The organism is Streptomyces daliensis, from assembly GCF_054782395.1.
In genome coordinates this window covers 24,756-46,003 of the sequence record NZ_BAAGSO010000015.1, presented here as the reverse complement: position 1 = coordinate 46,003, position 21,248 = coordinate 24,756, and the positions used below count along the sequence as shown (strand labels likewise).

The 21,248-nt window shown below is 71.3% G+C and carries 24 protein-coding genes and 1 pseudogene; 9 read left to right on the top strand and 16 right to left on the bottom strand.

All coding sequences use genetic code 11. The features are described from left to right. Nucleotides 1-66 precede the first annotated feature (66 nt). From ACYVOO_RS04300 to ACYVOO_RS04280, 5 genes are all read right to left on the bottom strand, one after another. Nucleotides 67-573 (bottom strand): hypothetical protein, encoded by a 507-nt coding sequence (locus tag ACYVOO_RS04300; RefSeq protein ID WP_461014303.1) that lies wholly within the window; start codon nucleotides 571-573, stop codon nucleotides 67-69. Between the two features lie 17 nt (nucleotides 574-590). After that, nucleotides 591-785 (bottom strand): hypothetical protein, encoded by a 195-nt coding sequence (locus ACYVOO_RS04295; RefSeq protein WP_461014302.1) that lies wholly within the window; start codon nucleotides 783-785, stop codon nucleotides 591-593. Beyond that, nucleotides 782-1,045 (bottom strand): hypothetical protein, encoded by a 264-nt coding sequence (locus tag ACYVOO_RS04290; RefSeq protein ID WP_461014301.1) that lies wholly within the window; start codon nucleotides 1,043-1,045, stop codon nucleotides 782-784. Before ACYVOO_RS04290 ends, ACYVOO_RS04295 begins: the two co-directional genes overlap by 4 nt. Continuing rightward, a complete protein-coding gene (locus tag ACYVOO_RS04285; RefSeq protein ID WP_461014300.1) occupies nucleotides 1,042-1,365 on the bottom strand; it encodes a hypothetical protein in 324 nt (107 codons plus the stop codon). Before ACYVOO_RS04285 ends, ACYVOO_RS04290 begins: the two co-directional genes overlap by 4 nt. Nucleotides 1,366-1,549: 184 nt before the next feature. Then, nucleotides 1,550-1,966 (bottom strand): ATP-binding protein, encoded by a 417-nt coding sequence (locus tag ACYVOO_RS04280; RefSeq protein WP_461014299.1) that lies wholly within the window; start codon nucleotides 1,964-1,966, stop codon nucleotides 1,550-1,552. Between the two features lie 218 nt (nucleotides 1,967-2,184). On the opposite strand from ACYVOO_RS04280, the gene ACYVOO_RS04275 reads away from it, so the two are divergent. Continuing rightward, the gene (locus ACYVOO_RS04275; protein ID WP_461014298.1) at nucleotides 2,185-3,447 is read left to right on the top strand and encodes a helix-turn-helix transcriptional regulator; all 1,263 of its coding nucleotides are present in this window, start codon (nucleotides 2,185-2,187) and stop codon (nucleotides 3,445-3,447) included. A gap of 14 nt (nucleotides 3,448-3,461) precedes the next feature. Continuing rightward, the gene (locus ACYVOO_RS04270) at nucleotides 3,462-3,827 is read left to right on the top strand and encodes a hypothetical protein (RefSeq protein ID WP_461014297.1); all 366 of its coding nucleotides are present in this window, start codon (nucleotides 3,462-3,464) and stop codon (nucleotides 3,825-3,827) included. A 159-nt stretch (nucleotides 3,828-3,986) separates the two neighbouring features. Here the strand turns inward: ACYVOO_RS04270 and ACYVOO_RS04265 are convergent, their stop codons facing one another. The 5 genes from ACYVOO_RS04265 to ACYVOO_RS04245 all read right to left on the bottom strand — a co-directional run bounded on the left by ACYVOO_RS04265 (nucleotide 3,987) and on the right by ACYVOO_RS04245 (nucleotide 8,140). After that, complete coding sequence (locus ACYVOO_RS04265) at nucleotides 3,987-4,163, bottom strand: hypothetical protein (protein ID WP_461014296.1); 177 nt, start codon at nucleotides 4,161-4,163, stop codon at nucleotides 3,987-3,989. A gap of 540 nt (nucleotides 4,164-4,703) precedes the next feature. Further along, a complete protein-coding gene (locus tag ACYVOO_RS04260) occupies nucleotides 4,704-5,120 on the bottom strand; it encodes a Dabb family protein (RefSeq protein WP_461014295.1) in 417 nt (138 codons plus the stop codon). Then, nucleotides 5,120-6,457: an MFS transporter gene (locus tag ACYVOO_RS04255; RefSeq protein WP_461014294.1), complete on the bottom strand. Its 1,338-nt coding sequence runs from the start codon at nucleotides 6,455-6,457 to the stop codon at nucleotides 5,120-5,122. The genes ACYVOO_RS04260 and ACYVOO_RS04255 overlap by 1 nt, the downstream gene beginning before the upstream one ends. Nucleotides 6,458-6,598: 141 nt before the next feature. Continuing rightward, on the bottom strand, nucleotides 6,599-7,168 hold the full coding sequence (locus tag ACYVOO_RS04250; RefSeq protein ID WP_461014293.1) for a TetR/AcrR family transcriptional regulator: 570 nt from the start codon (nucleotides 7,166-7,168) through the stop codon (nucleotides 6,599-6,601). A gap of 60 nt (nucleotides 7,169-7,228) precedes the next feature. Further along, entirely contained in the window at nucleotides 7,229-8,140 is a 912-nt protein-coding gene (locus ACYVOO_RS04245) for a helix-turn-helix transcriptional regulator (RefSeq protein ID WP_461014292.1), read from the bottom strand. A gap of 261 nt (nucleotides 8,141-8,401) precedes the next feature. Here ACYVOO_RS04245 and ACYVOO_RS04240 point away from each other — a divergent pair, with 261 nt between their 5' ends. Further along, on the top strand, nucleotides 8,402-9,928 hold the full coding sequence (locus ACYVOO_RS04240) for an NAD-dependent succinate-semialdehyde dehydrogenase (RefSeq protein WP_461014291.1): 1,527 nt from the start codon (nucleotides 8,402-8,404) through the stop codon (nucleotides 9,926-9,928). A gap of 179 nt (nucleotides 9,929-10,107) precedes the next feature. On the opposite strand, the pseudogene ACYVOO_RS04235 reads toward ACYVOO_RS04240, so the two are convergent. From ACYVOO_RS04235 to ACYVOO_RS04220, 4 genes and pseudogenes are all read right to left on the bottom strand, one after another. Further along, nucleotides 10,108-10,683 (bottom strand): annotated as a pseudogene (locus ACYVOO_RS04235) (SDR family NAD(P)-dependent oxidoreductase); the annotation flags it as partial. 14 nt (nucleotides 10,684-10,697) lie between these two features. Beyond that, a complete protein-coding gene (locus ACYVOO_RS04230; RefSeq protein ID WP_461014290.1) occupies nucleotides 10,698-11,381 on the bottom strand; it encodes an alpha/beta fold hydrolase in 684 nt (227 codons plus the stop codon). Beyond that, nucleotides 11,381-11,779 (bottom strand): hypothetical protein, encoded by a 399-nt coding sequence (locus ACYVOO_RS04225; protein ID WP_461014289.1) that lies wholly within the window; start codon nucleotides 11,777-11,779, stop codon nucleotides 11,381-11,383. The genes ACYVOO_RS04230 and ACYVOO_RS04225 overlap by 1 nt, the downstream gene beginning before the upstream one ends. Then, nucleotides 11,769-12,572: a Rid family hydrolase gene (locus tag ACYVOO_RS04220; protein ID WP_461014288.1), complete on the bottom strand. Its 804-nt coding sequence runs from the start codon at nucleotides 12,570-12,572 to the stop codon at nucleotides 11,769-11,771. The genes ACYVOO_RS04225 and ACYVOO_RS04220 overlap by 11 nt, the downstream gene beginning before the upstream one ends. 109 nt (nucleotides 12,573-12,681) lie before the next feature. Here ACYVOO_RS04220 and ACYVOO_RS04215 point away from each other — a divergent pair, with 109 nt between their 5' ends. Then, nucleotides 12,682-13,371, top strand: a complete 690-nt coding sequence (locus ACYVOO_RS04215; protein ID WP_461014287.1) for a TetR/AcrR family transcriptional regulator — start codon at nucleotides 12,682-12,684, stop codon at nucleotides 13,369-13,371. Between the two features lie 193 nt (nucleotides 13,372-13,564). On the opposite strand, the gene ACYVOO_RS04210 is transcribed toward ACYVOO_RS04215, so the two are convergent. Next, the gene (locus tag ACYVOO_RS04210) at nucleotides 13,565-14,179 is read right to left on the bottom strand and encodes a chemotaxis protein CheB (RefSeq protein ID WP_461014286.1); all 615 of its coding nucleotides are present in this window, start codon (nucleotides 14,177-14,179) and stop codon (nucleotides 13,565-13,567) included. 166 nt (nucleotides 14,180-14,345) lie between these two features. Here ACYVOO_RS04210 and ACYVOO_RS04205 point away from each other — a divergent pair, with 166 nt between their 5' ends. The 4 genes from ACYVOO_RS04205 to ACYVOO_RS04190 are packed head-to-tail and all read left to right on the top strand — an operon-like array spanning nucleotide 14,346 to nucleotide 18,533. Further along, a complete protein-coding gene (locus ACYVOO_RS04205; protein WP_461014285.1) occupies nucleotides 14,346-14,945 on the top strand; it encodes a chemotaxis protein CheB in 600 nt (199 codons plus the stop codon). Further along, nucleotides 14,945-16,810, top strand: coding sequence for a CheR family methyltransferase (locus tag ACYVOO_RS04200; RefSeq protein ID WP_461014284.1), 1,866 nt, complete (start codon nucleotides 14,945-14,947; stop codon nucleotides 16,808-16,810). Before ACYVOO_RS04205 ends, ACYVOO_RS04200 begins: the two co-directional genes overlap by 1 nt. Before the next feature lie 24 nt (nucleotides 16,811-16,834). Beyond that, nucleotides 16,835-17,689 (top strand): GAF and ANTAR domain-containing protein, encoded by an 855-nt coding sequence (locus ACYVOO_RS04195; RefSeq protein WP_461014283.1) that lies wholly within the window; start codon nucleotides 16,835-16,837, stop codon nucleotides 17,687-17,689. Between the two features lie 13 nt (nucleotides 17,690-17,702). Then, nucleotides 17,703-18,533 (top strand): ANTAR domain-containing protein, encoded by an 831-nt coding sequence (locus ACYVOO_RS04190; RefSeq protein WP_461014282.1) that lies wholly within the window; start codon nucleotides 17,703-17,705, stop codon nucleotides 18,531-18,533. Between the two features lie 52 nt (nucleotides 18,534-18,585). On the opposite strand, the gene ACYVOO_RS04185 is transcribed toward ACYVOO_RS04190, so the two are convergent. After that, entirely contained in the window at nucleotides 18,586-19,836 is a 1,251-nt protein-coding gene (locus tag ACYVOO_RS04185) for a PP2C family protein-serine/threonine phosphatase (RefSeq protein WP_461014281.1), read from the bottom strand. Nucleotides 19,837-20,040: 204 nt separating this feature from the next. On the opposite strand from ACYVOO_RS04185, the gene ACYVOO_RS04180 reads away from it, so the two are divergent. Next, complete coding sequence (locus tag ACYVOO_RS04180) at nucleotides 20,041-21,204, top strand: PP2C family protein-serine/threonine phosphatase (RefSeq protein ID WP_461014280.1); 1,164 nt, start codon at nucleotides 20,041-20,043, stop codon at nucleotides 21,202-21,204. Nucleotides 21,205-21,248 lie beyond the last annotated feature (44 nt).

Sequence of the window (21,248 nt, the reverse complement as noted above, 5' to 3'; positions counted from 1 at the left end):
CACCCCCGCCAGGCCATCGGCCCCGCCCCTGGACTGCTGCCGACGGTTCCCCAAGGGGCGGGCGTCTCAGGGGGTCGGGTTTGGGCTGGGTGCGACGGTGGTGAGTTGGAGGGTGCGTCCGCCGACGAGGGGTGCGGTGAGGATGACGGTGCGTCCGTCGTGTTGCAGAGCCTTGCCGATGCGGGTGTGGCGGGCGTGCCACCAGTGCCGGGGCGCGAGGAGAGTGGACAGGCAGTCCTGGGCGCTGCCGTCTACGGTGATGCGTTCGCCTTTTTCGCGGAGGCGTAGAGGGTGGCAGGCGTGGGCTGTGAGGAGGGTGGCGAGGTTGCCTTCCATGATCTCGATGACCTGCCCTCGCGGCATGGGGCGTGGGTAGCTGGTGAGGAACGCGGGCCCTTGCGGGAGTTCGTACAGGAGGCGTACGGCGCGGTCCTGGATGCGGCGCATCACGAAGCGCGCCTGCTGGCCTTCGAGCACGGCGACGGGGAACCCGGAGGTGGTGGCCCAGCCGTGGGGGTCGTAGAAGACGTCTTCGGGGTCGGCGGGGATGAGGACGGTGTGGTCGCGGGGCACGGGGCTGCTCCTGGGGTTCAGCGGGTGGCGGTGGCGTAGAGAAGGACGAGGATCATTGCGAGCAGGACGGTGACGTAGGCGATCTGCTCGGCCCGGCCTGGCGGGCACAGCGGGCAGGCGAGGACGGGCTGTTCCGGGCTGTGCCACTGGACGATGCGCCCTTCTGCGGTCCAGCAACCGCACCGGCCACAGACCCCCGGCATCCCGGTCACCGCCGCCTCCCGGAGGGCCGTGGCACGAGCTGGGGAGGAGTCTGCGGCCGGAAGACGAGCACGGGCCCGGGGCCGATGATGTGGCTGCCGCCCTCGGTGAACAGCACGTGGCGGCGGTCGCCGCTCATCCTGCGCATGTCGCGGACGGTGCGGTCAGCGCTGCCGATGACGAGAACGTCGCCCACGCGGACGGTGCGCGCGGTGGCCTCGATCGGTGCGAGGACGATTCCGTGGTGCCGGATCAGTGCGGGGCCGTTCATGACGGGTTCACCACCCGCAAGGTGGGCGGGGTCTGCGGAGGCGTCGGCGCGTGCTCGGGTTCGACGTCCTGCTCCGGGTCGGCCTCGGTGGTCTCGTCGTCGGTGCGGCGTTTGCCCGCGCCGGAGAGGACGGCGATGGCGCGCACCAGCTCCTCGCCCGTCACGGCGATGCGGTCCAGCGCGGGCCCGACGTACTTGCGGTGTCGGGCGCACAGCCACAGCGGCCGGTAGTAGGGGCTGGATCGGGCGGTGACGTGTTCGCGTACGGCCCCATCGTGCACCGGGTCCTCGACGTCGCATTCGTGCTCGGGTTCAGTCACCGTGCCGCCTCCGTGTCCGTGCTCGCGGCGCGGGCCTCGACCGCGACTTCACCGAAGGCAGAAACTTCGTGATCGCAGGCTCGCCCTGGCGTCCGTCGTTCCACCGGCGGGCTGTTGGGGACGCGTTCCACCGGCTCGTGTCGGCGTACGAGGGTGAAGCGGCGAGGTCGTCGGTGGCGAGCCATCACGTACCCGCTTCGTCCATCACGTCCGCCCACACGGTCTTGCCGCTTGCGTGCACATCCGCGCCCCAGCCAACGGCGAGGGCGGCGACCAAGAGCAGCCCTCTGCCCCTCGTCTCCTCATCATTCGGCCACTGCGGCACGGGTCGGACGCGGGACTGGTCCGTCACGCGGATGCGCACGCGGAACGGCGAGGGCCGCTCGACGCTGAAGGCCAGGTAGCGGCCGGAGCCGTGCTGCACCGCGTTCGCGACCAGCTCGGTGGCGACCAAAGTGGACTCGTTCAGGAGTGCTTCGAGGCGCCATACGCGTAGCGCCGTGGCCACCAGTCCGCGGGCGAGGCCCGCGGACTCCGGCACGGACGGAAACGTCTGGCTGTATCCGGGCGCGCCGATCGATGTCGCTCTTGCCGCAGTCATGGTCACGGGTCATCCCTCCGGGGATCGGTCGCTCGACCAGAGCGGCCTCCCCTCACACAGGGGGTGGTCGCGGGAGCCGGTCCGGCTTTCAGGACTCCAGCCAACCGCCCGAGATCGCTGCGGACCACGGCATCTGTGCGGCAGTCTTGATGCACCTCTGATGCATGGGGTGCCGCAGCGGGTAGGGCCCCAGTCAGGCGGGGAGGGGAGGGAGCACCATGCGGTTGTCCGAGCGGCGTAAAGCCATGGGCTACAGTCAGGAGAAATTCGCCCATGCGCTCGGCGTCGACCGCACAACGGTCGGCCGCTGGGAACGCGGTGAGACCACGCCCGAATGCGTCCACCGTCTGAAGATGGCCGAACTCCTGCGCCTGGACATCACCGAGCTCGGCCGCATGCTGGATCCACCACCAGCAGTCCACCACCACGCGCAGCCAGCACAGCCCCTACCCCGTCCCGTTCACGGCCCAGGTGAATCCGACGAAATGATCCGACGCAAGTTTCTGCGCCTGCTCACGGTGACCGGAGCCCTGACCGCCCTGGGACCCGAGGCAGCCGACGACATAGCGGAAGCCGTCGAGCGCGGCTCGGCGGACGACTACCGCCGGATGAACGACCACCTCTGGCAGGTCTACCAACTGGCCCGCTCCAAGCGCTCTGTCCACGGCGTCGTCCAGGACCAGCTCGACGCGCTCGCAGACGCCCTGAAGACAGGCTCATCAAGCCGGGCTGCCGCGATGTGCGAAGCCGCCGGAGACCTCTTCCAGCTCTCCGGCGAGCTGGCCTTCGACAGCAACCGCTACACGGACGCCGCCGCGGCCTACTCCGTGGCCGCGTCCGCCAGCGACAGCGCGCACGCCTTCGACCTGTGGGCCTGCGCGCTCGTCCGACACGCCTACGTGGACATGTCCGAGAGGCAGTTCACGGAAGCCACCGAGACCTTGGACGTCGCCCGCACCATCGCCACGCGCGGCGATCCCGCCCTGTCCACCCGCTACTGGGTCGCCTCCGTCCAGGCCGAGGCACACGCGAACCTCGGCGACCTGAACGCTTGCCAGCGCGCCCTCGACGAGGCCCAGAAGGTCACCGACCTCCCCGGCCCCGTCCACAACGGCGGATGGCTCCGCTTCGACGGCTCCCGCCTCCCCGAAGAGCGTGGAGCCCGCTTCGTCCAACTCGGGCGACTCGACCTCGCAGAGAAGGCCCTCAAGAGCGCCCTCGACTCCACCGCCTTGGCCAAGGGAACCTCCTACCGCCGCCGAGGTTCCGTCCTGGTCGACCTCGCACTGATCGGCGCCAAACGCCACGATGCGGAACAGGCCGTCACCCACGGCCGCGAGGCACTCCAGCTCGCGCGCCAATCCGGCTCGGGCTACGTCGCCCGTAGACTCCAGACGCTACGGGACGATCTGCGCTCCTACGGCCACGATCGCCGCGTAGCCGAACTGGCCGCCGACATCGGCAGCCTGCACGCGACGTGAGGAGAGGGGTAGGCATGACGGACACCGAGGGCGCCCGCCTGTTCCGGGAGACCTGGATCGCGGGAGTCAACAAGCACTACCCGGGCGACCCCAAAGCCAGCTACGTCACGCCCTGGGAAGACACCCCCGACTGGGAGCGCGAAGCCGCCGGCGCCGTCTACGAGCAAGTGCGCCACTTCCTCGACCTGAGCGACGGCAACGCCAAACACCTCACCCGCGAACAGAAGGGGCGCTTCGTCGCCACCTGCTGGACGGCCCAGATGTACAAGCACTTCGGAGACCCGAAGCCCGCCTACGTCGCCGACTGGCCCGACCTCCCGGACTGGCAGAAGGAAACCGACTCCGACATCTTCGAAGCCATCGAGGCGGCGCTTCCGTAGAAGTCGCCTGGTATCAGCGGTCAATCTGCGGAGACGCGGGAATGGCTGCGCCTGCGGTGCGTCCGGTGCCGCAGTCGAGCTTGAGGTTCCGGGGGTGGGGAGCCTGGCTCTGGCACCGAGCGATGTGCTGTGACGTGGCTCCCTCACCAACAGGTGCCATCAGCAGTAGTCGCCCTCGTACTCGCTCAGGTCTACGGAGACCTCCTTGAGCTTGCCGTTTGTGCTGAGCATCCCGTAGATGTAACGACGCCCGTCGGCCCCGGCCTTACGGGCGTCGCGAATGAACTCTTCCAGCTCATCCAGAGTGAGATCCTTCTCCGCCCCGCTGTACTTCATGAACGCCATGGCCGTGATCCTGCCCCGCCGCCAACGGAATCGGGAGGTGTGAGGCGTAATCGGCAACTGTCGAGCCCCTCTAACCCCATGACCGTGCAGGTCAGAGCGCCTACCGCAGGGCGCGGTCAAGGAGAGGCCCCAGTCTGCTCCGGCGCGGTGCGGACGGCGGGATAGACGGGCGGGCGAGGCTTCCGAGCAGCGGGGCGCGGACTCTACCCGTCAGGTGGCGGTGGGGATTTCGAGGAGGATGGCGTCTTCGATGCGTGAGCGATGCGTGAGCGGACGCGCCGTCACCCGTCCGGACCGCGCGTCAGCGGTCACCTTTCGCACCACTCCTGACCTGGTGCGGAAGGATCTCGCGGATGTACCCGTCACCGGTCGGCATGCTCTGATCAGGACTTTTAATCCATTGGTTGTGGGTTCGAGTCCCACACGGCCTACGCCAAACCCCAGGTCAGACGATGTCTGACCTGGGGTTTTCCTGTGCGGCGGCGACCCGGGACGACCCGGCCGCCGCGCCCCGCTCCCCGGGGCGGGTGTTCAGGCGGCGTGGGGGCCGGGGGCGGCGCTGCCTTCGTACTGGTTGAGGTTGGAGACGAGTTCGGTGAGGCCGGGGTCGGCGTCGTAGCGGCGTTGGTGCAGGGCGGCGATCTTGTCGCCGGACGCGGGGTCGGGGTCGTCGGTGACGTCGAAGGAGACGAACTTGTCGACCAGCGGCAGTCCGATCTCGTCGGTGCGGCGGTGTGCGGGGTGGATGAGGTACTCCCAGTAGCCCTCCAGGTCGGCTATCTGGAAGGTGGCGCCCCACTCGTACTCGCCGCCGTGGTCGCGGCCGACGAGGAAGGAGCGTACGGAGGGGATGACCTCGCCCTGGTTGCGCAGGCTGGCGAGGGCGTCTTCGAGCTGTTCCGGCGTCGTGCCGGGCTTGATGGTGAAGCGGAGGCAGTGGTGGATCATCAGAGTGCTCCCTTTCCGGAGTCTTCGGAGTTCATTGCTGTGATGGATGTGGTCGGTGTGTGACAGGACCCGGCGCGGACACGCCGGGCATGCCGGACACGCAGGGCTTGGCGGGCCAGACCGGCTGCAAGGGCGACCAGGGCCGCCCCGGCCGTCATCGCCCCTCCCGTCCACGTGAACGCGGCCGAGAGGCCGGTTTCGTGGACGAGGGGCTGGAGGGCCAGCGGCGAGAGGAACTGCCCGAGGAAGATCCCCGTGACGAGCCCGCTGAGGACGCGTCCACGCCGCCCGTCGGGGGCGAGTTCGCTCAGGCGCAGGTTGAGGTTGGGCACGACGAGCCCGACACCCGTACCGCCGACGAGCATCCCGGCCAGGACGTGGCCGACCGTGCCGGCCGTCCCGACCAGCAGCCAGCCGGTGCCCAGCAGCGCGATGCTGACGGCGGTGATCGCGGTGCTGGCCAGCCGCCGCCGCAGGTAAGGGAAGGCCAGCGCGCCGAACGCCCCGGACAGCGTGCTCCCGGCGACCACAGCGCCGACGACGCCGGGGCCGCTGCCGAAATCCCGTAGCAGGAACGGCAGTTGGGTGGGCCCCATGGAGAACGCGAGCGTCGCGACGAGCGCCAGCAGGTACACACCGGCGATGCGGCCCGCGACGCCACGCTGCGGGGGCCGCCCCCGCAGCCGCCCCCGCGGCGCGGGCTCCCCGGCGCCGGAACCCGTGCCGCGCCTGCCCCGCTGCCCCTCCCGCAGGACGGCGAACGCCAGGACGGCGACGGCGGCCGAAACGGCGTACAGCCAGAACGGTGCACGCCAGCCGACCCCGGCCAGGACCCCGCCCAGCGGCAGGAAGACGACCCCGCCCAGGCTCGCGAACGCCTGCTGCAACCCGAGGAACGAGGCCCGTCGCGCCCCCTCGAACCAGTCGGTGACGGTCGCGCTGACCGCCGTCATGATCCCGCCCACCGCGACGCCGAGCAGCGCCCGCGTCGCGAGCAGCACGTACAGGTCGGTGGCGAAGAAACCCGCCGTGCCGCTGACGGCGTACAGCGCGAGGCCGGACACCAGCAGCGAACGCCGCCCGACACGGTCGGCGATCAGCCCGGACACCGGCGCGCTGACGGCGATGGCGAGCGAGGTGATGGTCAGTACGAAGCGGACGAGGAGCCCTCCGCCGGGTGCTTCGGCGAACTCCTCGCTCATCGCGGGCAGTCCGGGGGCGATGATCGCCGCGGCCATGAGGGTCAGCGTGGCCGAGGCCAGTACGGCGGCGCGGGCCGCGCGGGTGGGTGGCGCCTGCCGCGCCGGGGCGGGCTGTGCCGCGGTGGTGAGGGTCATGGTCACCCTTCCAGTGCCTATGTGTGGTTGACCACTCACTCTCGTGGCCGAAAAAAGGGCCGCGGAGAGCGCGGCGCGACGGTCCGTGGCGGTGCGGTGCGTGGGGTCACCCCCTTTCTGCGGTGGTCGGCTCCGGGGCGCTCAGGGGTGGCGAAGTCCCTCGGACAGGGTCCGGGCCCAGGGGGTGTCCAGTTCGTGGGCGCCGAGGGCGACCACGAGGTGGCAGAGCATGCCTACGGCGAAGAACCGCTGAACCTCCGCCTCCGGTGCGCCGGAGATTCCCCGCACGTACTCGACCAGGCGCGCGTAGCCGGTGCGTACCGCCTCGCGGACGGCGGGTTCGGAGGCCGCCGCGCACTGCGCGTGGAGCTGGAGCAGCAGCAGGTCGCGGTCCGAGATGAGCTGGGCGTACGCGTTGCCCATCGCGTCCAGGACTTCTTGCGCGGAACTTCCCTGCGCGGCGGCGGCTCCGTCGCCCAGGCTCTCGCGGATCCGCGTGAAGCAGTGCTCCACCACCGCTACGAACAGTGCTTCCTTGTCGGGGAAGAGGCGGTAGACGTACGCCTGTGAGATGCCGGCCCGCTGGGCCACGTCCGTGGTCCTCGTGCCGAAGTAGCCGCGGTCCGCGAACGCGCTGACCGCGGTCCGCAGGACTGTCCTGCGTCGTTCATCGGCGGTCGAGAGCTGTCGGTGCGGGGTCGGCTTCGGCATGTGAGTAATAAACCACTCACAGATGGGGCTGTCAACCGCGCCGCCCCGCACCGTGCCGTGTCAGTCGTGTTCTGGGGCTGTTTCGGTGCGGGCTGTTTCGGTGCGGGCTGTTCTGGTGCTGGTGAGGGTCCACATGGCCAGGAGGTCGAGTGCCTCTCGGGAGGCCGAGCCGGGTTCCGCGGTGTAGACGAAGAGGGTGGTGTCGGGGTCTCCGGGCAGGGTCAGCGTCTCGTACTGCACTGTCAGTTCCCCCACCAGGGCGTGGCGGAGGCGTTTGGAGCCGTGGGTGCGCTGGTGGACCCGGTGCTCCTCCCACCAGCGGTCGAATTCCGGGCTCTTCTCGCGCAGCTCCGCGATGAGGTCGTTGATGGCCCGGTCCTCCGCGTCCCGTCCGGCCTCCAGGCGCAGGCTCTCCACGGCGGCCCGTGCCTGCTGCTCCCAGTCGAGGAACAGGGAGCGGGGTTCGTCGCCGAGGAACATCCAGCGTGCGTAGTTGCGGTGCCGGACCGGCAGCTGGTCGAAGTCGGTGAACAGTGCCGTGGCCATGCGGGTGGCCGCCAGGACGTCGCTGCGGCGGCCGAGGACCAGGACGGGTTCGCCGTCGAACGTGTCGAGGAGCTGGCGCAGGCCGGGGCGGAGTCTTTGCACGTCGCGGCTGCGGCTGCGGCTGGGGTGCCGTGACGGTGTGGCCGTCACCCCGAGGAGGGTGTGCAGGTAGGTGCGGCCCGCCTCGTCGAGGTTCAGGGCGCGGCAGAGTGCGTCCACGACACCGGGCGACGGGGCGATGGGGCGCCCTTGTTCGAGCCGGGCGTAGTAGTCGCTGGAGACGCCCGCCAGGCGGGCGACCTCCTCGCGGCGCAGGCCCGGAACGCGCCGCGTGCGGCTGTCCGGCGGAAGACCGGCCTGCTCGGGATCCACCTGGCCGCGCGCCTTGCGCAGAAAGTTTCCCAGCTCACGGTTGTTCTCAGCCATACCGAACAGCATCGCGGACGCACGCGAATCCCGCCTGGCCCTCTCAGTCCTAGTCCGCCCGGTCCGCTGCCGCACAGGGCCCGCTACGCACCTCCGCGGGGACCGGCGGCGGGCCAGGCTGGATGTACGTCCCCGGAGCCCCGCCTCCGGCGCCGGACCGGCCGAAGACATGATCGCCGCGCTGCGCTGACACACCACCCGGCGCACCCCGGAAAGCCCAGGAAGCCCAGGAAGCCCTGAACGCCCAGAAAGAAGAGTTCCATGAAGACGAGCACGCCGGACGACGTCATCGGCCGTGTGGAGAAGGGGCTGCTCATCGCCGGGCGGTGGCGGCCCGCGACGGCGGACGCCACGTTCGCGGAGCACGACCCGGCCACGGGCCGGACGCTGTGCGAGGTGGCCGACGCCACGCCTGCCGACGGGGTGGCCGCCCTCGACGCCGCACACGCGGCCCAGCCCGGCTGGGCGGCGGTTCCTCCCCGCCGCCGGGCCGGGATCCTGCGCCGTGCCCACGACCTCCTGCTGGAGCGCATCGAGGAATTCGCGCTGCTGATCACCGCGGAGATGGGCAAGTCACTGGCCGAGTCCCGCGCCGAGGTCCGCTACGGCGCCGACTACCTGCGCTGGTTCGGTGAGGAAGCGGTGCGGATCGACGGCACCTGGAAGGTCAGCGAGGACGGCACGGCCCGCGTCCTGGTCACCCGCCAGCCGGTGGGCCCCTGCGTGCTGATCACCCCGTGGAACGTGCCGCTGGCGATGCCGGCCCGCAAGATCGGGCCTGCCGTGGCAGCCGGCTGCACCATGGTCGTCAAGCCTGCGCCGCAGACACCGCTCACGACGGCGGCGCTCGCCGGTGTGCTCGCCGAGGCCGGACTGCCCGACGGCGTGCTCAACGTCGTCCCCACCACCCGGGCCGCCGAGGTCACCGAACCCTTCCTCCGGGACGGCAGGCTGCGCAAACTGTCCTTCACCGGATCCACCTCCGTCGGACGCCTCCTCCTCGCGCAGGCCGCCGGCACCGTGCTGCGCACCTCGATGGAACTGGGCGGCAACGCGCCGTTCCTCGTGTGCGAGGACGCCGACCTCGATGCCGCCGTCGACGGCGCGATGACCGCCAAGCTGCGCAACATCGGAGAGGCGTGCATCGCCGCCAACCGCTTCCACGTCCACGCCGGTGTCGCCGAGGAGTTCACCCGGAGGCTGACCGCACGCATGGAGGCGCTCACCCTCGGCCCCGGCACCGACCCGGCCACCGACCTCGGGCCGCTGATCGACGAGCGCCAGCGCCGCCGCGTCGCCGACCTGGTCGACGAGACGGTCGCCGCCGGTGCCCGCGTACGGACGGGAGCGGTGCTGCCGGGCGGCCCCGGCTACTTCTATCCCCCCACCGTCCTCACCGGGGTCCCCGCCGGTGCGCGGATCACCCGCGAGGAGATCTTCGGCCCGGTCGCGGCGATCCAGACCTTCACCACCGAGGACGAGGCGCTCCGCGCGGCCAACGACACCGAATTCGGCCTCGTCGGCTATCTCTACACCCAGGACGTGCACCGGGCCCTGCGCATGAGCGAGCGGCTGGAGACCGGCATGGTCGGCCTCAACCGCGGCTACGTGTCCGATCCCAGCGCCCCCTTCGGCGGCATGAAGCAGTCCGGCATCGGCCGGGAAGGCGGCAACACCGGCATCGACGAGTACCTGGAGCAGAAGTACCTCGCCATCGACATGACGCCCGCCACGCGGGGGACCGGCGTCGTCGTCGAGGACCGCGCGGAACAGGAGCACAGCCGATGAGCAGCACCGTCTTCGACTCCGCGCTGTTCCGCGACATGTTCGGCACGTCCCGGATGCGCACCGTCTTCAGCGACGGCACGTACCTGGAGACGCTGACCCGCGTCGAGGTGGCACTGGCGCGGGCACAGGCCCGCGTCGGGGTCGTCCGGTGTGGTGGCGAGCGCTTCGGTGTCGAGGTTCTCCATCATGCTGGTCACGACGGATGCGGGTTCGATCACGCTGACCGCGATCCCGAAGCGGGCCGCCACCGGCGCGAGGGACTGCATCAGGCCCTCGACGGCGAACTTCGAGGCGCAGTACGCGTCCAGGAACGGCTCTCCGACGACCCCTCCGTTGCTCGTGACGGTGACGATCCGCCCGGCGCCGGATTCCCGCATCGTCGGCAGCACATGCCGCGTGAGCGCGGCGACGCCCAGGTAGTTGACGTCGAGCTGCTTCCGCAGAGCGGCGTCGCTCAGTTGCTCCAGCGTGCCGAAGGTGGCGCTGTCGGCGTTGTTGACGAGAACGTCGATCTTCCCGAACTCGGCCGTCACCTCGTCCAGGCAGGCACGGACCCCGTCGTGGTCCGTGACGTCCAGGGTCCGCACCGTCAGATCCACGTCCTGACGTGCGGCTTCGGCGCGCAGCGCGGCAGACCTGCCGGTGTCCCGCATCGTCGCCACGACGTGCAGTCCCTTGTGCGCCAAGCCGAGTGCGGTGTGCAGGCCGATCCCGCTCGACGTCCCCGTGACCACCGCGACTTCTCTGTCCGTCATGTCGGATCACTTCCTCAGCTTGTCCGGTCGAGCACCGGGCACAGGCGCTCGTAGTCGGTGACGGGTGCCATATGGCCGGCGTCCTGGACCGTCAGGAGCCGGGCCCCGCGCCGCAGCGCTGTCTCCGCCGCGTCGGCGAAGAAGGGAGACGCTTCGCACCGTATGTAGGTCTCCGGTGGGTGAGGGCGCTGGGCCGGGGGGTCCGGCAGGGGCTCCTCGTGGGTGGCGCGGGCCATGGGCCGGGCCAGGGAGGTCACCCACTCCAGGTCCGTCGCCGCGAGCCCCATCGTCTCGAAGCCGAAGGGCGGGATCAGCCATGCATCCCGCTCCGGCCGCAGCGTGGCGGCGGCGTCGCACGCGTCGCGCAGGACGGGCTGGAGGTCGAAGGCGGACTGGCCGGGCTCGGGGAAGAACGCGTCCAGATACACGAGTTGCCGGATGTGCCGTGGCCGCTCGTTCCCGGCACCGGCGATGACCATGCCTCCGTAGCTGTGGCCCACGAGGACCACGTCGGTGAGGTGGTGTCCGTCGATCAGCGCGACGATCTCGGCGATGTGCGTGCGCAGTCCGACGCCGGGTCCGGCCGGGGCGAGCGAGGGGCACAGGACGGTGTGGCCGGACGCGCGCAGCCGGGGGGCGACCCGGTCCCACGCCCAGCCTCCGAGCCAGGAACCGTGCACGAGGACGAAGGTGGCCATCACGCCTCCGCCTCCGCATCCGCCTCCGCATCCGCCTCCGCATCCGCCTCCGCCTCGGCTTTGGCCGCCCAGGAGGAGCGGATGCCCCGCAGAACCCACTTCAGGCGGTCGTCGGGGATCAGGAACCCGCCGACTCCGGACGAGAACAGCACGTCGTACACGCGCTGGGACACCTCGCTGAGCCGCTCTCCGAGGTCCTCGTCGTCCTCCGGTCTCGCGGGGAGCAGGATGACGATGGTGTCGTCCCGCTGTTCCACCGCTTCGACGGCGAAGTCCTCGCCCGGGCTGTGGCCCGACTCCTCGCACAGCACTGCTTTCGGGTCGGCGACGAGCCTTTCCCGGTAGTCGCTGTCGTTGACGAGCCGGAGTGTGTGGACGGTGCCCGCGTCATGCTTCATGGTCGCTCCGCTCCGCGTCGGTGCCGGTGCCGGTGCCAGGGCCGGTCCGGGCCTCGTGGAAACTCCGGCGCATGGCCAGCAGTCCGGTCTTGAGCCGTTCGGGCAGCATCCAGACGAAGTTGTCCCCGCTGCGCCACAGGTCCATCAGGTTCACGGGCTCATGGCGGTCGGGCTCGTCCGGCCGCTTCGCGGGCGGGACGACGTAGTACAGCGTGTCGCGTCTCTGTAGCCTGACCTGCACCTTGACCCCTGGGGGCATGTGCACGCCCATCGACGCCAGGGCGTTCAGGGGCTCGCGCTCCAGCCGCTCGGCGAAGCCCGGGTCCTCCCAGGCGCGGCGGGTGAGCGCCGCTTCGAGATCCTGGTCCTCGCTCCGGGCGGGTGCCTCGCGCCCTCTCGTGGGGAGCGCGGCGACCACCTCGACCTCCAGCAGGTATGGCGGTGCGAAGAGTGAGGACACGCCCACCAGCGTGCTCGCAGGTGCTTCCGACACACCGGCCCGCAGCGGTCCGAAGATCGCGGGCAGCAGCTCCGGGGTGTAGTCGACGACGTAGACGGTCTCTCTGACGATGTCGTTCCGGGTGGCGCCGACCGCGGCGAGTGCGGCGTCGAGGTTGCGGGCGATCTGTGCCGCCTGGGCCTCGTGGTCGCCGGGCCCCACGACCTGTCCTTCCGCGTCCCAGGCGACCTGCCCGGAGAGATGCGCGAGTCGTGATCCGCCGACGGTGACGACCTGGGTGATTTGGTCGGACGGGTGGTGCACGGACGGTGGATTGACGCGGTTCACGGGCATCACCCGCTCCTACGGGTCCGGCCCGCCCCCACGACGATCACATCGGTGTCCATGGTGAGGTCCTCCTCTAATTAATGAACAGCGTTCAGTAATTACTATACTGGGCCCCATGAACTCTCCGTCAAGCCCGGCCAGGGGCCGTCCCGCGCGGCTCGACCAGGCCCGCACCGTCAAGACCGCGCTCGACCTGCTGAACGAGTCCGGTCTCGACGCACTGACCATGCGCAGGCTCGCCGACGCGGTGGGCGCCCAGGCGGGAGCGCTGTACCGCTACTTCGCGACCAAGCAGGACCTGCTCACCGCGATGGCCGAGCGCATGATCGAAGGCGTCGGGGCCGCCGCCGGGCCGACGGGGAACGGAGCCGGGCCGACGGGGGACGGCGACTGGAGCGAGAGGGTGGCACGCGTGGCCCGCGCGCTGCGTGCGGCCCTGCTCGCCCATCGCGACGGCGCACGCGTCTACGCCGGTACGCACGCGACCGGCCCGAACACCCTGGGCTTCGCCGACAGCCTCGTCGGCGTACTGCGGGAGGCGGGCTTCGACGACGGCGAAGCGGCGCGGGCGCTCTACGCGGTGGTCAACTTCACCGTCGGCCACACGCTGGAGGAGCAGGCCGCCCTCCAGCCGGAGAGCGAAGGACCCCCCGCCGACGCGGGGGGTCTCCACGACGCGGTGGTGGCAGGGGCCTATCCGCACCTCTCCGCCACCCTGCCGGTGCTCACCAGCACGGACTTCACGGCGCACTTCGAGTTCGGGCTGCGGCTGCTCCTGGACGGGCTGCGCGCCGTGCGGCAGTGAGCCCACGGGTGGCTGCTCGCGGGGCGTGGACCCCAGGGGGGCCAGCGACTCGCGCCGGGCTCGGCAAGGGCACCGTCCTCCGCAGCTTCGGCACCCGCGCGGGCATCTTCCGGGCGCTGCTCGACGCGGACGAGCGGCGCTCCCAGGAGCAGGTGAAGTCAGGGCCCCCGCCGCTGGGGCCAGGCGCAGGCCCTCACGGACCGGCGGGGCGGGTCTCGCGGAGGAGGTGGTTGATCGTCGGGGCGATGTCCTCAAGGCCGCGCACGAAGTCCACCTGGCCCGTCTCGATCGCGGCCTTCGGCATGCCGTGGAACTCGGCCGTCTCGGGGTCCTGCACGATGACGGTGCCGCCCCGCCCTCTGACCGCCGTCACGCCCCGCGCCCCGTCGCTGTCAGCGCCCGTGAGCACGCAGGCGATGATCCGGCCCCCGTACGCCCGCCCGGCCGACTCGAAGAGCGGGTCGGCGGCCGGACGGGCGAAGTTGACCGGGCGCTCGTCGGTGAGCTCCAGCACCCCGTCCGGGCATACGCACAGGTGGTGGTCGGGCGGGGCGATGTAGACGGTCCCGGCCCGCGGGCGCTCGCGGTCCTCGGCGAGCCGGATGGTCAGCGAGGTCGAGCGGGACAGGACGGAGACGATGCGCGTCTCGCGTGAGCGGCGCAGGTGCTGGGCCACCAGCACGGGCACCGGCAGTTCCGGGTCCAGCCCGCCCAGGAGGGTCCCCAGACCCTGGACGCCTCCGGCGGAGGAGCCGACCAGCACGGTGTCGTAGCGGTCATGAGAGTTGTTGGCAGGCGTGGTATCCACAAACGCAGCCTAATGCGGCACCGTTGCCAACAGCCTGGACGGGAGCGGTCGACGGGGAGCGGCACCACGGCGCGGTGCGCCATCCCCCGGGCTCCGTCCCCGGAACCGGTGGTTTCGGCTCCTCTTCATCGGCGTCGTCGGGCCGAGGGCCCGATATGCTCAAGGGGTGACGGCTGACCGGAACGTCCCGGAGCGCTACAGCGTCGTCGCCGTCGCGTCGTCCGCGGGCGGTATCCAGGGGCTGAGCGCGCTGCTCGGTGCGCTGGGCGCCGGTTTCCCCGTGCCGGTGCTCGTGGTCCAGCACCTCGACCCGCGGCACCGGACCGTACTCGCCGAAGTGCTCGCCCGCCGCACGGAGCTGCGCGTGAAGCTCGCGGAGGCCGAGGAGCACGTCCGGCCCGGCACCGTCTATGTAGCTCCTCCCGACCGGCACCTCCTCATCGACACCGACGGGGTGCTGAGCCTGTCCCACGCGGAGATGGTGCACTTCGTCCGCCCCTCCGCCGACCTGCTCTTCGAGTCCGTCGCCGCCGCCTATGGGCCGGGGGTGCTGGCCTGCGTCCTCACCGGGTCCGGCAAGGACGGCGCCATGGGGGTGGAGGCGGTCAAGACGCGCGGTGGCACCGTGATCTCCCAGGATCCGGCGACGGCGGAATTCTCCGGTATGCCGCGGTCGGCGGTGGACACGGGAGCGGTGGACTTCGTGCTACCTCTTGAGGAGATCGCCGCGGTCGTACGCGGACTTGTCGAGCCCGAGAGGCAATGATGGGCGAATCGCAGGACGCCGGGGAGACCGAGGCGCTGGAAGAACTGCTCGGGTTCATCCGGGAGGCCCGCGGCTTCGACTTCACTGGCTACAAGCGCTCCTCCCTGGCCCGGCGCATCCGTAAGCGGATGTCGGACGTCGGCATCCGTACGTACAGGGACTACCAGGACCTCCTCGAAACCAACGCGGAGGAGTTCAGCGCGCTCTTCAACACCATCCTGATCAACGTCACCTCCTTCTTCCGTGACGCGGAGGCATGGGCCTTCCTCCAAGGCGAGATCCTGCCCGAGCTGCTCTCGGGCCTCACCCCGGACGAGGAGATCAGGGTGTGGAGCGCGGGCTGCTCCAGCGGTGAGGAGGCGTACTCGCTGGCCATCATGTTCGCGGAGGCGCTCGGGCTCCATGAGTGTCTGCGCCGCGTCAAGATCTACGCCACCGACATGGACGAGGAGGCGCTGCGCGAGGCCCGGACGGGGCTCTACACGCCGAAGTCCCTGGAAGGGCTTCCCTCCGACCTGCGCGAGGCGTACTTCGAGCAGAACGGCGCGCAGTTCAGCTTCCGCCCCGACCTGCGCCGACGGGTCATCTTCGGGCGGCACGACATCACCCGTGACGCCCCGATCTCCCGGCTCGACCTCCTCGTCTGCCGCAACACGCTGATGTACTTCAACGTCGAGGCCCAGACACAGATCATCGACCGGTTCCACTTCGCGCTGCGCCCGAGCGGCTTCCTCTTCCTCGGCAAGGCGGAGATGCTGCTGAACGACGCGGAGCGGTTCGAGGTCGTGAACATGCGCCAGCGCCTGTTCCGGCGCCGGGCAGGGGAAGCGACGCCGCCCTACCAGCCCACCCCGCTGAAGATCAGGGCCAGTTCGGGCGTCGAGCTGAACTCGTTCGCGCGCTCGCGCCAGTTGCGCGATCTGGTCCTCGACTCCGCGCCGGCCCCGTCGATCGCCCTCGACGCCGACGGGGCCGTGGCGGTGATCAACAGCCAGGCGAGGGCCCAGTTCGGGCTGACCACCAGCGACATCGGCCGCCCCTTCCAGGACCTGGAGATCTCCTACCGGCCGGTCGAGCTGCGCTCCCTCATCGACCAGTCCACGCACGAGCGCCGGGCCCTGCGGGTCAACCGGGTCGAGCGCAGGGTGGGCGAGGACGTGCAGTTCTTCGACATTCTCATCCAGCCGCTCGCCGGGCCCAGCGGTCTGCACGTCGCCACCACGATCGCCTTCACCGACGTGACCGTCGTCACACAGCTCAAGTCCGAGCTGAAGACCGTCCGGGAGGATCTGGAGACCGCGTACGAAGAGCTCCAGTCGACCAACGAGGAACTGGAGACGACGAACGAGGAACTCCAGTCCAGCATCGAGGAGCTGGAGACGACGAACGAGGAACTCCAGTCGACCAACGAGGAGCTGGAGACCACCAACGAGGAACTCCAGTCGGGCAACGAGGAACTGGAGACGATGAACGAGGAGATGCGCATCCGCACCGAGGAGCTGGACGAGGCCCGGGGCTTCCTGGAAGCCGTCCTCACCAGCATCGCGGCGGGAGTGGTGGTCCTGGACGGGAACCTGAAGGTCAAGAGCTGGAACCGGGGAGCCGTCGATCTGTGGGGGCTGCGCGCCGACGAGGTACTGGAGCAGCCCTTCTTCGAACTGGACTTCGGGCTGCCCACCCACAAGCTTCTCGCCGTGGCACAGGAGTGCCTGGAGACCCGTGAACGATCAGCTCCCGTCACCGTCGAGGCCCTGAGCCGCATCGGGCGGCCCATCATCTGCGATGTGTTCTGCTCCCCGTTCGGCGGGCGCGACGGCGGCATCGTCCTGATGATGGAGGAGGGGCGAAGCGGCTCCCCCGGCTGAGCGGTGCGGCGTACGCTGAGTGGCATGAACCCGCAGGGGCGTGAGACGGACGCCGACCTGGCGATGGCGGCCCAGCGGCGCGCCGCCCTGGCACGTGAGCGTGCCGAGCGCGCGGAGGCGACAGCGCGGAAGCACGAGCGGCTGGCGCGCGAGTCCGGGCAGCGGTTCCACGAGCAGTTGGCGCTGACACACCGTCGAACGGCCGCCTGCCACCGGGCCTCCGCCCGGCTCCAGGAGAGCTTCGCGCTGCGGGCGGCGGCCTGGACGAAGGGGCAGGGGGACCGGCCGCGGTTCATGGCCGTGGTCGCGGAGGCGTGCGACACGGACAGTGCGGCGATGACGCTGCTGGACGCGGAGCGCAATCAGCTCGCGGTCGCCGTGTCCGACGAGCGCTCCCGCGCAGCGCAGGATCTTGAGTACGTGCTCGGCGAGGGGCCGGGCCAGGAGGCGGCGGCGGAACTGCGCCAGGTCCGCGCTTCGGGGCGCGAGGTCGTGGAGCGCTGGCCCGAGTACGGCACGTCGCTCGCCTCGCTGGGCATCGCCACCGTGACCGCGGTGCCGCTGCGGACGGCGGAGTCCTGCATCGGGGCGCTGACGGTCTTCGACCCCCGGCCGGTCCCCGGCGGCTCCCCCGATCTGTCCGAGATCGCTGAAGCCCTCACCCGCATCGTGCTCCTCGAACCCGACGCCGACCCCGGCCTCTACGGCGGCACCGACATCCGGGCCACCGTCCAGCAGGCGGCCGGGATGCTCTCCGCGCGGCTCGGCTGTTCCATCGCTGACGCGTTGACGCTGATCAAGGCTCGTGCGTTCACGGAGGACGTATCCGTCGAGACTGTCGCCCGGCGGATCGTGGACGGTGATCTGACATTCCGCTGACGAGAGGGCACCCATGACGCCCGAACTGCGGCTGGCCGATGCCTTCGTGGCCTTGGCCGGTGATATGGCCGAAGGTCCGCCGGACGTGGCCGAGACCCTGTCGGTCCTGGCACACCGAGCGCCGGGACTGCTCGACGCCACCGCGGCGTCCGTGCTGTTCAGCCCAGATGGGCCGGACAGGACAGGCGACGAGGGGGCGGGGGCGGGGACGGCACCGCAGGTGGCGGGCTCCGATCCGGAGGTGACGCGCCTGGAGCGCGATGCCCTCGGCTGGCGCGAGGGGCCCGGCCACGACTGTCGCCGGGAGCGGGCGCGAGCGCCAGAGCCGGGGCGGCGCGCGAGGGACGGACGGGGCGCGCGGATCGCGCAGTCCGCGCTCGACGAAGGGCCCGTCATGCGGCGCTGGCCGCGGTACGCGCGCCGGGCCCTGGACCTGGGCTACGCGCGGGTGGCGGCCGTGCCCCTGGTCACGCGTACGGGCGCGGGCGGAGCGCTCGTCCTCCTGTCCGGCTCGCGGGAGGGCTTCTCCGGGGACACGCTCGCGCTCGGTCAGTCGTTGGCGGACTTCACCTCCGTCCTTCTGGAGCGCGTCCGTGAGGCCGAGAGCGGCAGGCTGCTGACCAGCCAGTTGGAGCACGCTCTGACCAGCCGCGTCCTCATCGAACAGGCCAAGGGCGTGCTCGCGACGATGCGGGCCGTGCCGCTCGGCGAAGCCTTCGAGCTGCTGCGCAAGCACGCGCGCTCGCGGCAGCGGCCGATGAGGGATGTGGCCCGCGAAATCGTCGAGGGGCACGCGGTCCCCGGCCTCACCGGCCCCGGTACCGGTACCGGTACCGGACGGTGACGTCGCACGCTGGCTGCCTGGGCTGACCGGGCTGACCTGGCGCGGGGCCCGCTCAGTACGTGGCCGTCGGCTCGGGTGTCCCGGGCGGCCCGGGTGAGTCGGCTGACGGGAGGCGGCGGAGGACCACGACGACCATGTCGTCGCCGATCGTCGGCGCCCACCGGGCCACGTCATCCTGGAGGAACGTGACGATCTCGGCCGGGACGGTGCCCCGCCCCTCGAAGCAGCCGGACCCGCCGGACCCGCCGGGCTCGTCGGCGGGGCGGCAGAAGTGGTCGTTCAGCCGTTGCCGCAGCGGATAGAACGCGCCGTCACGGCCGCGTGCCTCGGTCACCCCGTCGGAGTACGCCACCAGCATGTCGCCGACGGGCATGGGGAACCCCTCGGCGCGCTCCGTCCCCTCGGACAGGTCGCCGAGTCCCAGGGGCAGCCCTGGGGTGGCGGTCAGCGGGGTCGCGCCGTCGGGGGCGAGGCGCAGCAGGGGCGGGTGGCCGCGGTCGAGTACCCGGACCTCCTCCGCGTCCCCGGGGAACTCCATCAGCACGGCGGTGGCGAACAGCTCGTCGTCCGGGCCCGTGTCCTGCGGCAGCGCGCCGTCCCCCGGCGGTCCCGCGCCGCCGGGCGGCGTCGCGTCCTCGCGGTCCAGCGCCATCGCCATCTCGATACGGCCTGCGACCTCGGCCAGATCCTCGCAGGTCACGGCCGCCTCGCGGAAGGAGGCCATGATCGTGGCGACGGTGCCCGTCGCGCCGATGCCCTTGCCGCGTACGTCGCCGACGAGCACGCGTACGCCGTACGGGGTCTGCCTGACGCTGTAGAGGTCGCCGCCGATCAGGGCCTCGTCGTCGGCTGCCCGGTAGAAGCCCGCCACGCGGACGGGCCCGATCCGCTCGGGCAGGGGCCGCAGCAGCGCGAGCTGCGCCGCCTGGGCCACCGCGCGGACCTGGGTGAGTTGGCGCACCGTCCGCTCGCGCGCCACGGACAGCAGCGTGACGAGCCCCGCGACGACGAGCAGGGTGACGAGGGAGCCCACGATGTGCGGGTCGTAGGCGGAGCCCTGGCTGATGTCGAGCGCGGCGAGTACCAGCACGCACAGGGCGCCCATCGCTGCGGTGCCGAGGGGGCGGTAGAGGAGCGCGGCCAGCAGGACGGCGGCGCTGAGCAGCGAGCCGAAGAAGTACTTCGGGGGCGCCGCCTCCTCCAGGGTCACGGCCAGCACGATCAGCACGGGCGGCAGCAGCCCGAACCAGGCGGGCGGCCACTTCGGGGCGCGGAGGTGCACGACGGCTCTGCCGGTTCCCACGCGCGCCGCTCCCTTCCGTCCCCCTCGCCGTCCGCTGCCTCCAGTGGAACGTGCCGGGGCGCCGGGCGCTCACGGAGTGCGGCGATCGTGTGGCGGCGCCCTCGGCCGTCGCCCCGGCCGTCGCCCCGGCCGGGGGCCGCCAGAGGGGGAGCGATTGGAGCAGGTCAAGTGGCCGAGCGCGCCATGAAGGGTCAGATTGGGACGGTGGCGGACCAGAGATCGGGCAGGGGCAGGGGCAGGTTCCGGGGCGGCGGCAGCCGACGGACGACCGTGCCCGCGGAGCCTCCAGCCGACGGACGCTGCGTCCCTTTCCTCCTGCTGCCCCTCCTGATGCTCGCCCTCGGCATCCTCCTGAACGTCACCACCTTCTCCGAGATCACGGGCGCCCCCTTCTTCGCCGCCGCGCCCCTGGTGACAGCCCCCTTCTGCACCCGCGGGGTGACCGTCGGCACGGGGCTCATAGCCACCGCCCTCTTCGCGGCGCTGCTTCTGCTGGACGGCCCGTCGGACCTGCTCGACGACTCGATGCGCACCCTCACCGTCGCCACCGTCTCCGCGCTCGCCGTCTTCATCAGCGGCATCGTGCGCCGCAGCGGCGCGGCCCTGGACTCCGCGCGGATCATCGCCGAGGCGGCCCAGCGCGCGGTGCTGCCGCTGCCGCCCCCGCGCATCGGACGGCTGGAGTTCGCGGCGCGCTACAAGGCCGCGCAGACCGGCGCCCGTATCGGCGGGGACCTCTACGCGGTCCAGGAGACCCCGCACGGGACCCGGATGCTCGTCGGGGACGTGCGGGGGAAGGGGCTCGGGGCCGTGGAGGCGGTCGTCATCGTCATCGGCGCGTTCCGTGAGGCGGCCGAGCAGGAGGACACGCTGGAGGCGGTCGCGGGCCGCCTGGAGGGCGCGCTGCGGCGCGAGGGGGACCGCAGGAGGGGGCTCGACCAGTACGAGGGGTTCACGACGGCCGTCCTCGTCGAGGTACCGGCCGAGGACCCGGGCGTGCTCCGCGTCGTGAACCGCGGCCACCCGGCGCCGCTGCTGCTGAAGTCCGACGGGTTCCCCAGCTACATCGAGCCCAGGGTCCCCGCGCTGCCGCTGGGGATGCCCGAGCTGGGCGAGTGGCCCGACCGCGCTGACGAGGTGCCCTTCCCGCCCGGCGCGCATCTCCTGCTCTACACGGACGGCCTGTCCGAGGCGCGGGGCGAGGGGAGCGGCGTCTTCTACGAGCCCTCGCGCCGCCTGGCCGGGTGCGCCTTCGACGGTCCTGACGGGCTGCTGGACGCGCTGGTCGCGGACGTGGAGGCGTACACGGGCGGACGGATCACGGACGACATGGCGCTGCTGGTGGCGCGGCGCAGGGGGAGGTTGTGAAGACGGGGAGGGGGAGCTGTGGAGCGGTTCAAGACAGCTTTCCG